Below are 12,918 nucleotides of genomic sequence, written 5' to 3'. Positions count from 1 at the left end.
CCCTCCCGGGTGGCCGGGAATTAATCGGAATGGTGGCCGGCATCATCTCGGAATCCCGGCCGGGATCATTTCGGAATAGTGGCCGGGATCACCTCGGAATCCGCATGATGTACTATCGGCTCGGCACCAGCGTGCGAACCGCACAGTTGCATCGTGAATTCCCTGCGGATCGAATATTTCGCGAGGGTAGGCTGCCGTGCGGGGCTGCTTAAGCAGGCGTGCGATGGTCTCGGGTTGACCAATCTGGGCATGGTAGCTCTGCTCGTCGAAAAAGTCGTGAAACAGCGGGGGCAACCAGGGGCGGTCGTGATGCCGGCGTGCCGAGATTGTGGCGCCATGCATGTCGGCCAGCATCAATAACATTGCCTCGGCATGGTCAATCAATTGAGATGTCTGATTTTGGCCGATGGCGTCACTGAATGTCAGACTGGTTTTTCGATACCACGCGGCGGCATAAGGGATGCTGTCGCTGGTGAGCAAATCGCAGGCCCATAGCGATACGAGGCTGTAGAGTCCCAGGAGTGCCGGGGTGGTTCGCGCTATGGCGTTGTCGGTCCATTGGCGCTGTGTCTCGACGCCCAGGTGCGCGCGGGTTTCGGCGAACGTGACCTCGATCTGCCATCGGCGGACGTATAAAGCGATGATGTCCGTGGGCTCGAGGGAGACATCGGTACTGAAGAAGGCTTGCGGATCGCGCTTTGCGTCGGGATCGCGGACCAGTACCCATCGAACCGGTAACACCGGGGTGCCCGGCCTGTACCACAGGGCGATGTCGGATGTGATCTCGAGTGCGCCTTGCCCTCGGCATGGCCGTACCAGGCGGAGACAACGATCCTTGTCCAGCTTGTCGCCGGGTTGGACAGCAGGGTCTTGAGTTTTGGCAGTGCGGGGCCTTTTTGCGCGGGCCGCCCCATCGTGCGCGTGATGTTCGTTTCGCGGGCGGTGCAAACAGGCTCGCATCCAACCGCAGCCGGCTGATGAGCGTTGCCCGCCGGGTAATAGCATGGGCCAGTTCGTGGACGGCAAAGCTGCTGTCGCCGATGAAGATGATACGGCGGCCTGGCAGCCAGCGACACAGCTGTAGTGCGCCCTGCCGGGCCCAGTCCGTCAGCAACTTGTGACGCCGGCCGCGTTGATGGTTGGATCGTTCCGAAGGGGCAAGCAGCGTCAAGACCGGCAAGGCCTTGATCAGGCTCGTCCATGGCACCGGAGTGAGCACCATGAAGCTCAACCAGCGCAGCCCGCTGGCCTTGACGAAATGGCCGTGGCTGGAGCGGACCGGGTCCCGGTAGATACCACGTGCGCTGATCCGACGCCCCAAAGGACGAGATCGCACTGCGCATCGAAGCGTTCGACGCAGCCAATGGCGGCGGCGTGGGCTGGTACGAGGACAAAGGCGCTTATCATCTCTACCTGCTGGAAACCGAGGCACCGATCGCCCGCCTTAAACCAACTGGCACAGATGACGAGGTCAGAATCACCTACTGGTCACATCGGCGAAAATGGGAAGATATCGACGACATGGGCGGATGCGTCCTACCCCTCGATCAAGCCCTCAGCCACATCGCTAACAACAGCATCTTCTGGACCTGGACCTAGTCAAAAACGTACAAAGTCGAGCTGAGAGCCCGATTTTGAGCCCCTAAAGCGAACTTTCGGGAATCATCAATCGAATTCCTTCGAGTTCTGCAGTGACGACGATCTGACAGCTGAGCCGACTTTCGAGCGTCACGTCCAATGCGCTCTCCAACATCGTCTCCTCGTCCGCACTCATGTTTGGCAGACTCGATCCCCATGCAGGATCGACATAGCAATGGCAGGTGGCACAGGAGAGATTGCCTCCGCAATCACCGACAATTCCGGGAATACCCGCTTCCACGGCCACACGCATGACCGTTTCGCCAACCGGACTGTCGACCCGGGTTTCTTCGCCGTCCGGGTGCTTGAATATTATAGTAACCATGCCATTAGTGTCCTGCTTTAGCAGCTGCGGATTGCCATCCTCAGGGAGTATCGTATCAACGCCAGCTAAGCCAAAGTTCCCGCATCGAATTGGTCATCCCAATCCGGGCCTGAGGAACCGTCCCCGGCTTTACCGTGAACTCCGGAATGCGCGATAGCCAGCTGCGAAGTAATAGCCGCACTTCCAGCCGGGCAAGCGCCTTGCCAGGGCAGCTATGGGGTCCGTTACCAAAGCTGGCGTAGGGGATCGGCTTCTTTCGGTGGAAGTCGACTTCCAGAGGGTTGTCGACAACCGTCTCATCAATGCCATAGAGGCAATTGGGAATCTGGATAAGATCGCCCGCCTTCAGCTGCACGCCGTGAAATTCGTAATCCTCGACCAGGATGCGCCCGGTATTGGCAATGCCGCAGCGCCGAAAGAACTCTTCCGTCGCCTGTGGAATGAGGTCCGGGTCGGCTACAAGCTCAGCCAGATGTGCCGGATGCGTGGCGAGGAAGCGGAATATGAAGCCCATCATTGATGCAACCGTGTCGAGCCCGCCTGCGAGCAGCAGCGTGCACATCCCCAGAAGCTCATCATCGGGAAGCGGCTCCCCATTCACCTTGCCGTGCACGACCTGACTCAGCACATCGTCGGTGGGATGCGCTTTGCGCGCTTCGATTTTGTCCTTGAGATAGTCGGCCATTTCGGCGCGCGTTCGCTGCGAAACCTCAAGCTCCTTGGCTTGCGTATTCAACGTCGAAAGCGGCAAGAGGTAAGCTGCATCTTCTTTTGGCAGGCCCATCATGCCCAAGAAGACGTTGATAGGCAGAACATGCGCGACATCTTCAACAAACTCGCACTCGCCACGGGGCGCAACGCGATCGATCAGACCGTCGAGTACCTGCTGGATAGTGCCCTCAAGCGCCGCCAGTGCCTTGGGAGAGAAGGCCGGCGAGATAAGGGCACGATAGCCGAAATGCTTGGGTGGATCGAGATCGATCGGCGGGGCAGGCATGCCGCGCCGGTTTTTTGGTATGTTGTGCTGGGCCATCGAGAAATGTTCGTGATCGACCTGGATCACCTTTATATCCGCGGCATCGGTAGCGACCCAGTGGCCGCCATTCTCATTTGTCCAGAATATCGGCGGGTTGGCCAGCTTGATCTCGCGCCAAACCAGCGGCGGATCGGCATCCGGGACTTCGAGATTGAAAATATCAAAGCCGTCCACGACCAACTCGCGAGGGACGTGAGACGGCGTCCGCGGATCAGCTTCGTCAATAGCAGTCATCATCGAGTTCCTCCACTCCCTGCAGCTGCGTATCTGAAACCGCGGGCAACCAGTTGGCTTTTTTCCGTATAGTGACCGCGTGCAGGAAGACTTGACGCGATGCTGACGAACACAACTTTTCGCTAGATCCCATGACCCGGTCTGCACTCAGGATTTGCTATATCTTGAAATTAAAGTCAACAGGGTGCAGAGAGGCATCCCAGAACGAAGACGGGATACACCGGCGAACCCGGTAACGAGAGAGGTCCGATGGAATTTAATCACAGCTTCGATGTCGCTGCACCAGTAGACCATGTGTGGCGGATCCTCCTGGATTTCGAGCGGATCGCGCCCTGCGTTCCTGGCGCGCAGCTGACCTCGGTAAGCGGCGACGAATATTCGGGATCGATCAAGGTGCGACTGGGCCCGATCACTGCACAGTACCGCGGCACCGCCGAGCTGACGGAGGTGGACGAAGCGGAACGGCGCATTGTCGTGGTGGCCAAAGCGCGCGACACGCACGGCCAGGGCAACGTCGGGGCGACGCTCGTGGGCCGCATTGAACCGAAGGACGGCGGCTCACATGTCGTGATCGACACCAACCTTCAGATCACAGGCAAGGTGGCACAACTCGGGCGCGGCGTGATGCAGGAGGTTTCCGCCAAGCTGTTGCAGCAATTTGTCAGCAACCTGAATCGCGACGTTTTGAGCGTCACGCCCCCCGTCGACCCTAAAACCGAGGCTGCCTCCCGCGAGCCCGCCAATTCCGACGTCGCAGTCGATGCACCATGCCCATCGCCCGCACCGCGTCCATCAGACGCAGGAGATTCGACGGGACAGCCGCGCCTGATCCACAGCGAAGAAGTCGAAGCCATCGATTTGATCTCACTTGGCGGGGCGGCGGTTGGCCGCAAGCTTATCATCGGCGCTGTGTTGGCCGGCATCACGGTCGTTCTGATCTATCTATGGCTTTCCAATGGCGGAGGTTGATCGCCGGTTCGGTGAACATTGGATCGGCGATGCCGGACAAGCGAGGCACACATGAAGCGCACCTACGCTGACTGACACGAACAAAAGCGCATCCCCACACCTAGCGCCACAGATCCGAAGCAAGAGCGCCGAAGGTACGAAGGGCCGACTCCTAGTTGCGCGCATCCTCGCGGATCATCGCAGCCGCCTTCTCGCCAATCATCATCGCGGGCAGGTTCGTCGCGGAGCTGACGATCTTGGGCATGATGGAAGCGTCGGCGACACGGAGGCCCGCGACCCCGCGGACGCGCAGACGGGAATCGACAACGGCAGCGTCGTCTTCACCCATGCGACAGGTTCCTACCGGGTGATAGGATGAGGTCGCAGTGGCCTGGATATAGGCATCGATGTCCTCGTCCGACTGGACCGTCTCACCCGGGCCGATCTCCGGGCCGCGGTAGGTGTCGAACGCGCTATGCGCCAGGATTTCGCGACTGACCCGTATTCCTTGACGCAATACCGCCAGATCGAGCGGATCGCTGAAGTAGTTGGGATCTATGAGTGGCGGGGTCATGGGATCGGCACTCTGGAGGCGGAGTTCGCCGCGACTGCGCGGTTGCAAGCCTTCGGTCAGGATCATGTATCCCCTTCCGGGCTTGAAGGCTGCGCCCGCACTTGAATAAGCTACCGGTATGAAGAAGAGCTGCATGTCGGGCTCTTCCAGCTCCGGGCGGGATCGCAACAGGGCAGTCAGTTCGAACGGATGGGCCGAAAGCGGTCCGGACCGGAAAAAGGCAAATCTCAGGCCCGCCTTCAGCATGCCCAAGGGCGTGAGATGATCGGCCAATGTAACCGATTTTGTGCAGACGTACGAAACACCGCAAAGCAGTTGATCGTGCAGATTCTTGCCGACCGACCCGTTGTCCACCTGGGGCTGAATGCCCAGTGCCTTGAGATCGGTGGCGTCACCGATGCCCGACAGCATCAGCATCTGCGGGGAGTTGATGGCGCCACCGCACAGGATGATCTCGCGGCGCGCCCGAAAGCGGACGTCCTGACTATTGCGTCGCGCCTCGACGGTGCGCGCATGGCGCTGTTCGAGTCCGATCCGCGTCACGAGGAGATCGGTTTGGATATCCAGATTGGTTCGGCCTCGCGCCAGCCCGAGATAGGACCGGGCTGCACTGGATCGCCGACCATTGGCATAGGTGCCCTCAAGCACCCCGTAGCCCTCTTCTCCGGTAGTCGTGATGTCCTTCTTGAAATCATATCCAAGCGCCGCCGCGCCTTGCGCGAAGGCGTCGCTCAACGGCGAATCCTGCCGCGGCGCCGTGATTTTCACCGGTCCGTCGTGACCATGATCCTTTCCCCCGCCGGGATAGGTTTCGATCCGGCGGAAGAATGGCTGCACGTCGTCATTGCTCCAACCACGGGCACCCATCTGCGCCCAGCCGTCGTAGTCTGACGCAAATCCCCTAGCATAGACCATACCGTTCACGGAGGAGGATCCTCCGAGCGTCCATCCGCGCGGTTGCGGAAGGCTACGCCCGTCCAACCTGTCCTGCGGGACCGTTTCGAAGTTGCGCGTGTATTTGGACGCGATCACCTGTTGCAGCGCGCCGGGAAGATGGATCAAGGGGCTGCGGTCGCGAGGCCCTGCCTCGATCAGGAGGACTGTGGCGGCGCTGTCTTCGCTCAGCCTGCTGGCAACAGCACAACCCGCGGAGCCCGCGCCTACAACGATATAATCGAACTCGGTCATATAGTGCTCCTGAACTCAATGCTGCGGAGGCTGCACGCCAGCTGACGATGCCGCCGAGATCAGTTCGAGAAGACGGTCGGGCGATAACGGAAGTATGGCGCTGCGGACTGCAAAGGGTGTCAGCGCATCGGCGACGGCGTTGACGACAGCGGCCGGTGCGACGATCGCTCCGCCCTCGCCGACACCGCGCGCGCCTGTCGGAGTGTCCGATGGCGTGCACAAATGACCAAACTCGATCTCCGGCATGTCGGTGATGAGCGGCAGCAAATAGTCCTTGTAAGTCCCGGCCTGCGGGTTGCCATACTCATCGTACACGGCGTTCTCGAAGAGGACCCCGCTGATCCCTTGAGCGACGCCGCCCGCGATCTGCCCCTCGACGACGGCCGGATTGAGCATCACCCCGCAATCCTCGACGCCAATCCAGCGCAATATCCGTGTGAGGCCGGTATCGATATCCACCTCACAGACGCAGAAATGCGCGGCATTGGAAAAGGTGATCGGCGCCGGCCGATAGCGGTTATGCGCCTGCAGGCCCGGATTGATGTGCTCGGGCAGGCTTTCCGTACCGAAATATGCGGTCCGGGCAACTTCGGCCAGGCTGACCGATGCTCCGCCGTCCCCCCGGGTTTCAATCATCCCGCCACGAAGACTCAACATCTCGGGCTGCGTCTGCAGGAGGTGAGCGGCAATCTCGAAAACCTGACCGCGAACCGTTTCCGCCGCGCGCTTTACGGCGCCTCCACCGATAACGGCCTGTCGGCTGCCCGATGCGCCAATGCCCCATCCGATGAGCGCCGTATCGCCGAAACGGATCACCACATTATCGAGCTCCACGCCCAGCTCGTCGGCAACGATCTGCGCCATCGTGGTTTCGATGCTATGACCTTGGGAGCTGAGGGTCACGGTCACTTCAACGCGACCAGTTGGGTCGATCCGGATGTCTGCTGCCTCGGTCGCGAAATCCACGAAAGCGAAGGATGTCGGCTCGACATAGACGCTGGTACCCAGACCAATATAACGTCCGTCCATTCGCGCCCGCGCCTGCATCTCGCGAAAGGCGTCGATACCGCCCAGTTTCTCGAGTGCCTTGTCGAGGGCCTCTGCGGGCGTCACGCCGGTGAGCACCGCGCCCGATGCATAGGAAAAAGGCTGTTCAGCGAGCCCGATGACATGACGGCGGCGGAACGCGACCGGATCGACGCCCAGCCGCTCTGCCGCCGCATCGATCAGCGATTCCCGCGCCAGCGTCTCGAACATCCACGGACCGCGATAGGCGACCAGTGGCGGCGTGTTGGTGAACGTCATGCACGCAGAGACGCCGGATCGGGCGATCCGATAAGGCCCCTGGAACATGAGCGTGACGTTCATCGCATTGGATTCAGGCGGGAGGAGCGGATAGGCGCCACAATCGGCGCGATAGTCGAGATGGGTCGCAAGAATGTCACCCTCGGCCGAGAGCGCCATCCTCGCGCGTCCCCATTCCCGACGCGCATGGCTTGCCGACAGATTCTCCACCCGGTCTTCGATCCAGCGGATCGCGCGCCCAAACCGGCGCGCCGCGGCGATCACGGCCAGTTCGTCGCGGTGCAGGAAGAATTTCATTCCAAATGCACCGCCGACGTCGCCGCAGGCAACCCGGATGCTGGTCTCGGGAATCTCGAAGACCTTGGCAATGTAGGCGCGAAGGAACTGCGGATTCTGGATCGAGGCATGGATGGTCAGTTCCTGCCCCGGCACGACAATCATGCCGCGCGTTTCCATCGGCGAAATGCTGTGGCGCTGCTGGTCGATGATGTGCTCGACGACGATAGGCGCGGCCGCGAAAATCTCTTCGAGTTCCCCCATGTCGGCAGGTTCGGCGCTATAGGCGACATTGGTGCCAAGATCGGGATGGACGATGCGCTGTCGTTCGGCTTCCAGATGGTCGACAACGGCATCGATCGGATCGTAGTCGACCTCGACCAGTTCGGCGCCGTCCTCCGCGATATAGCGGTCGTCGGCAATCACCACCGCTATCGGATCGCCGACATAACGAACCTCGTCGTGAGCGAGAAACGACGCCTCCGGCTCCAGACTGTCCATGAATCCGCAGCTATAAGGGACCCGCGTCATATCGCCTGGGCAAAGATCTTCGGCGGTATAGACGGCATGCACGCCCGGAAGCGCACGCGCTTCGGTGGCATCGATCGAGACTATTCGCCCCGCCGCGACCGTGCTCCGCACGAACGCAACATGAAGGGTGGTAATGTCCAGGTCATCGATATAGCGCCCCTGGCCAGTCAGAAGACGCTGGTCCTCCTTCCGCAGAACCGGTTCGCCGACGAAACGCTGGGGAGCAGTAAATCGAGCTTCAGCCATCCTGGCGGTCCTCCGCACCCGTCGCCTGACCCAGCCGTCGGGCGACGCGCTTCATCCCTTGATAGCCGGTGCATCGGCACAAGTGCCCCGTCAGCGCCTCGACGACGGCGTCTTCGTCCGCACCCGCCTCGTCCATCTGAACGAGTGTCATGACAACACCCGGGGTGCAAAAGCCGCACTGGAGACTGAACTCCTCGCGCATCGCCCTCTGGACCCGGTGGAGAGTCCCGTCAGGCTCGGCTACGCTTTCGACCGTCCGGATTTCGCAACCGTCGGCTTGCGGCGCGAGCATCAGGCAGGCACGGACGGCTACGTCATCGACGATGATCGTGCAGGCGCCGCATACGCCATGTTCGCACCCGGCATGTACACCGGTCGTGCCGCATTGCCTGCGCAAGACGTCGAGCAACGTCCAGCGCGGCTCCACCTCAAGCGCGGTTGCGGCGCCATTCAGCGTGAAACTGATCGGATGACTGCTCATTCGACGAACCCTTCAAGCGTATCACGAAACATGGCCGCTACGAGCCGGGCCCCGGCGCGGCTGCGATAGCCTGCGGTGGCATGCACATCGTCACGGGCCTCGATTTCCGCGACAGCCGCCGCGCCGACATCCGCGCAGTCAAGCCCGTCGACCGCCTGCCCGATCAGGGCCGCCTCGGTAACGACAGATCGGATCGGTTGATGGGCGATGCCAAACCAGCTCAGACGCGCATCGGCGATTCTGCGATCGGCACCGACGCGCAATCGGACGGCGGCCCCGACGAGCGCGAAATCTCCATGGCGGCGCGAAATCTCCCGGATCGCCATCGTCGTGTCCGGTGTCACGCACGGCAGATTGGCGGCAACCAGTACTTCGTCGAACTCGATCGCGGTACTGTAAGGGCCTGTAAAAAAGTCCGCCGCGCTGACGGTCCTGACGCCGCGCCGTGAGCGGAGTTCGAATTCCGCATCGAGCATGAGCGCGAGTGCGGGAAGCTCGGCTGCCGGATCGGACAGGCACAGCGATCCACCGAAGGTCCCGCGATTGCGCGTCTGGAGATGCCCGATATGACGGATCGCTTCCGCCAGCACCGGCAGTTCACGCGCGACCACAGGATCCGCGAGGATCGCCGCTTGTCGCGCCATAGCCCCGATCCGCAGGTTTCCGTCAAGGGCAATGCCCGACACCCCCGATACCCGATTAAGATCAATCAGAAAGCTGGGCCGCGCGAGACGCAGCGCCAGCATCGGCACGAGGCTTTGCCCGCCCGCCAGCAGCCGCGCGTCTTCGCCCTGCTCGGCCAGCAATTCGACGACCTCGTCAAGCTCGCTCGGCGCGGCGTAATCGAAAGGCGGCGGCTTCATCCTTCTGCTCCGGCGCTGATGTTCGACAATATTGGAAGCGACTGATGGGCAGACCTGATCATGACAGAGCGGCCAGCTTATCGAGCAGACAGGCCCGCCCTCCACCCAGCCGCGACATCAACCGGGCTCGTTTGAGGAACAGATGCGCGGTACATTCGTCGGTGAAGCCCATTCCACCGTGTATCTGGATAGCGGCTTCAGCATTGAGGATCGCGGCCTCCTCTGCAACGATGAGCGCTGACAGCGCCTGCGCCCGTGCATCCTCATGGCCGTCTTGCGAGGCGAGCCCGGCATAAATTGTCTGGAATTGTGCCGCCTCGGTTCGCATGCGCGCGTCAGCGCAGAGATGCTTGATCGATTGGAAGGCACCGATCGGGCGACCGAACTGCTCGCGCAGTTTGCTGTACTCGACAGCCGTCCGCAAAGCTGCTTCAGCGACGCCGAGCTGATATGCCGCGAGCAGGACCAGGAAGCGATCGTATTCGGCCTCGGCCAGCCCCTCGCCGACCGGCCCGCCGGAACCGAGCACGGCGCGTTGCAGATCCACGGTACCGTCCAGCGGATCGCAGGCGACACGGTCAACGACATCAGGCGCCGGGATGAGCGCCAAACACCCCTTGTCGACCATCAACAGAAGATCGGCCTGCTGCGCGGCAATAAGGTAGCATTCGCCGGCTTTGGCCGCTGGGACGGCAAGACCGACCCGTGCATCGCCTTCCAGAATCGCGCGTGCCCTGCCCTCGTCCCCTAGCCCGACCGACAAATGCGCGGCGAGCACGGTCGCGAAGGCGGCCGGCGAGACCAACGCTTCGCCGAAGGCGCGAAAAGCCTGGGCTTCATCCGCGAGTCCGGCACCCGCTCCACCGGCCTGCTCAGGCAAGGCGAGACCGAGCCAGCCGAGCTCGATGAGGGCATCGATACCGTCGGTGACATCGCCCTGATGCAGCCGGTCGACTGGCATTTCGAGCGAGAGGAAGTTCACAAGTTCCTGCTGGATCGCATTCTGTTCGTCGCTGGGAAGCAGGTCCACCATCAGTTCAACGCCTTCTCGCGCGGGAGGCCGAGCACTCGTTCCGCGATAATGTTTCGCCTTACCTGCGACGTGCCCCCTCCGATCGTATATTTGAAGGCGTCCAGGTAGCGCCCGATCCACTCGCCTCTCGCACTGTCGCGGTCCAGCAGATCGTCATCGATAATGTCGAGCGCCAATCGCTGGACGCGCTGCGCCAGCTCGCCATGGTAAAGCGCGACGATCGCGCCTTCAGCCCCCGGCACATTGTCGCGCTGCCCGCGGGAAATGGCGCCATAAGTCATCGCCTTGAGAGCATAGACTTCGGCGCGGGCCGTCGCGATCCGCGTCCGGATGTCGTCGCGCTCCCACGCCGTCCCCGATCCCGACGGGGCGGGAATGGACTTTGCAAGCGCCGTCAGTTCATCGAGCTCGCGGCTGAGCGCCATCTGATGAGGGATCATTGCGGTACCCCGCTCGAAAGCGAGCGTTGCCTGCGCAACCGCCCACCCATCGTTCACCTCCCCGACGACATTGGCGAGCGGGATGCGAACGGAATCGTAAAACACCTCGTTGAAATGGTAATCATTGTTGATGGTCCGGATCGGTCTCACCGTGATCCCGGGCGAACGCATGTCGCAGATCACCCAGGTGATTCCCGCCTGCTTGGGCCCCGATGCATCCGTGCGGACCAGCAGTTCCTGGTAATCCGCATGCGCCGCATAGCTTGTCCAGATTTTCTGCCCTGTGACGACGAGTTCGTCGCCCTCGATCACGGCACGCGTCTTCAGGCTTGCAAGATCGGACCCCGCGCCAGGCTCCGAGAACCCCTGGCACCAGACGGATTCGCCGCGCAAAATGCGCGGTAGGTGGAAAGCCTTCTGAGCCGCGTTGCCCTTGGCGATGAGAGTAGGCCCGCCATGGTTGAGTGCGATGAACATGAAGCCCGGCGGCGGTGCCCCGGCGCGTCCATATTCTTCATGCCAAATCAACTGGTGGATCAAGGAGAGCCCGCGGCCGCCGGCTTCTTCGGGCCAGGCAAGCCCGGCCCAGCCGCCCTCATATTGAGTTAGCTGCCACGCGCTGTCGAACGCACGAGCAGCAGCGCCGTCGCTTGGCCGCTTCTCTCTTGGAGTGTAATCAGCGAGCCAGCTTCGGACTTCATCGCGGAACATCAGCTGCTCTTGCGTGAAACTAAGATCCACCCTCACCTCTTTCTCGGGCAGCCGCCCGTCCCAGGGAAACTTGTGGCCCAAGGGAGTTCCCCATCCCGTTCGCCCTGCCGATGATTGTCAACACCAGATCCGCAATGGGATTGGATTGCTTCAGACGATGCCCCTATCAATAGCAGGTCCTCCAAACTCGTCAACGGGATGAAATGCATTTCGGCATAATGAATTCGTGAACATTGTCAGGCATCATGCGCCAGCAGCCCAAGGCACCCTTTCCCGCTAAGGCGAACGGCATGCCGGCTGCCGCTTCCGATCGGGAGCGGACTCCAGTCAGTTCGGCCGCAACCAAATCAAGTTCGCTTCACCACGCGCGCCAAGGAAATGCTCCCCGATGGCAAGCGTATCGTCGTGCGTATGTGCAGGACCCCAAAGAACTGGCGCGCCTCGCTGTCGAATATTTTTGGTCGCGCCGCGACCGGAGTATCCCCTCGTTGCCGGCCGGCGACCGGACACTCGCAACATCGACGCGGTCCGCGCCGCAATCGTAATGCCTTGGCCAAACGCCAGATGTATGGCCGGGCGAGGCTTGATACTCACAAACAAAATTGCCCCAATTGCCCGCCAAATACACGCACTTGATATTCGAACGCATCCGTACGATTAAAGGGGCAGACGATTCGTGGATCGGGAGAGAACATTGAAAGCTGGCCTCGTCCGGGCTCTTNAGGAAGCCGGAAAGCCTGCCAGGGTCGGTCCCAATCTCGCCGGAGTTGTGGGACGCAAGGCGGCGGCGACCGATTTCAACTATTCGGCTGCGCTGAAGGGCTCTGGCCTTACCTGGAACAGGGAAAACCTCGACAGGTATCTCGCGGCGCCTTCGAAAGTCATACCCGGTACACGCATGGTGATCGCCTTGACGGACGCGGCACAGCGCAAGGCCCTGATCGACTATCTCGCAAAAAAGCGCTGACTCGCGACGAGGGCTAAACCATGCTGCGCAAGATCCTGAAAATCGTTCTCTGGGCGCTGCTTGCCCTCGTCCTCTTCCTTGCCTTCAGCGCCTGGCGCAACTGGGATACGGTCCAGCGTGTG

General features: G+C 61.4%; 11 protein-coding genes and 1 pseudogene. 2 read left to right on the top strand and 10 right to left on the bottom strand.

Going from position 1 to position 12,918, the window contains the following annotated elements:
• Nucleotides 1–42: 42 nt before the first annotated feature.
• Both IEX32_RS20790 and IEX32_RS21140 read right to left on the bottom strand, forming a co-directional pair.
• Entirely contained in the window at nt 43–741 is a 699-nt protein-coding gene (locus tag IEX32_RS20790) for a hypothetical protein (protein WP_229736507.1), read from the bottom strand.
• A 202-nt stretch (nt 742–943) separates the two neighbouring features.
• Nucleotides 944–1,222 (bottom strand): annotated as a pseudogene (locus IEX32_RS21140) (IS701 family transposase); the annotation flags it as partial.
• Nucleotides 1,223–1,374: 152 nt separating this feature from the next.
• On the opposite strand from IEX32_RS21140, the gene IEX32_RS19375 reads away from it, so the two are divergent.
• Complete coding sequence (locus tag IEX32_RS19375; protein WP_188773188.1) at nt 1,375–1,599, top strand: hypothetical protein; 225 nt, start codon at nt 1,375–1,377, stop codon at nt 1,597–1,599.
• 43 nt (nt 1,600–1,642) lie between these two features.
• Here the strand turns inward: IEX32_RS19375 and IEX32_RS19370 are convergent, their stop codons facing one another.
• Both IEX32_RS19370 and IEX32_RS19365 read right to left on the bottom strand, forming a co-directional pair.
• On the bottom strand, nt 1,643–1,963 hold the full coding sequence (locus IEX32_RS19370; RefSeq protein ID WP_188773187.1) for a 2Fe-2S iron-sulfur cluster-binding protein: 321 nt from the start codon (nt 1,961–1,963) through the stop codon (nt 1,643–1,645).
• Between the two features lie 55 nt (nt 1,964–2,018).
• Nucleotides 2,019–3,233 (bottom strand): cytochrome P450, encoded by a 1,215-nt coding sequence (locus tag IEX32_RS19365; protein WP_188773186.1) that lies wholly within the window; start codon nt 3,231–3,233, stop codon nt 2,019–2,021.
• Nucleotides 3,234–3,482: 249 nt separating this feature from the next.
• On the opposite strand from IEX32_RS19365, the gene IEX32_RS19360 reads away from it, so the two are divergent.
• Complete coding sequence (locus IEX32_RS19360) at nt 3,483–4,202, top strand: SRPBCC family protein (protein ID WP_188773185.1); 720 nt, start codon at nt 3,483–3,485, stop codon at nt 4,200–4,202.
• Between the two features lie 151 nt (nt 4,203–4,353).
• Here IEX32_RS19360 and IEX32_RS19355 read toward each other — a convergent pair whose 3' ends face one another.
• From IEX32_RS19355 to IEX32_RS19330, 6 genes are read right to left on the bottom strand one after another with little or no spacing between them, the layout of a single operon-like run.
• Nucleotides 4,354–5,943: a GMC family oxidoreductase gene (locus IEX32_RS19355; protein ID WP_188773184.1), complete on the bottom strand. Its 1,590-nt coding sequence runs from the start codon at nt 5,941–5,943 to the stop codon at nt 4,354–4,356.
• A 15-nt stretch (nt 5,944–5,958) separates the two neighbouring features.
• Nucleotides 5,959–8,301: a xanthine dehydrogenase family protein molybdopterin-binding subunit gene (locus IEX32_RS19350; protein ID WP_188773183.1), complete on the bottom strand. Its 2,343-nt coding sequence runs from the start codon at nt 8,299–8,301 to the stop codon at nt 5,959–5,961.
• Entirely contained in the window at nt 8,294–8,782 is a 489-nt protein-coding gene (locus IEX32_RS19345; protein ID WP_188773182.1) for a (2Fe-2S)-binding protein, read from the bottom strand. Before IEX32_RS19345 ends, IEX32_RS19350 begins: the two co-directional genes overlap by 8 nt.
• Complete coding sequence (locus IEX32_RS19340; protein WP_188773181.1) at nt 8,779–9,645, bottom strand: FAD binding domain-containing protein; 867 nt, start codon at nt 9,643–9,645, stop codon at nt 8,779–8,781. The genes IEX32_RS19345 and IEX32_RS19340 overlap by 4 nt, the downstream gene beginning before the upstream one ends.
• A gap of 58 nt (nt 9,646–9,703) precedes the next feature.
• Entirely contained in the window at nt 9,704–10,678 is a 975-nt protein-coding gene (locus IEX32_RS19335) for an acyl-CoA dehydrogenase family protein (RefSeq protein WP_188773180.1), read from the bottom strand.
• On the bottom strand, nt 10,678–11,859 hold the full coding sequence (locus IEX32_RS19330) for an acyl-CoA dehydrogenase family protein (RefSeq protein WP_188773179.1): 1,182 nt from the start codon (nt 11,857–11,859) through the stop codon (nt 10,678–10,680). The genes IEX32_RS19335 and IEX32_RS19330 overlap by 1 nt, the downstream gene beginning before the upstream one ends.
• Nucleotides 11,860–12,918: the final 1,059 nt, after the last annotated feature.

The organism is Novosphingobium endophyticum (assembly GCF_014640675.1).
In the GTDB taxonomy this organism is placed as follows: Bacteria; Pseudomonadota; Alphaproteobacteria; order Sphingomonadales; family Sphingomonadaceae; genus Novosphingobium; species Novosphingobium endophyticum.
This window is presented reverse-complemented; position numbering and strand designations above follow the sequence as displayed.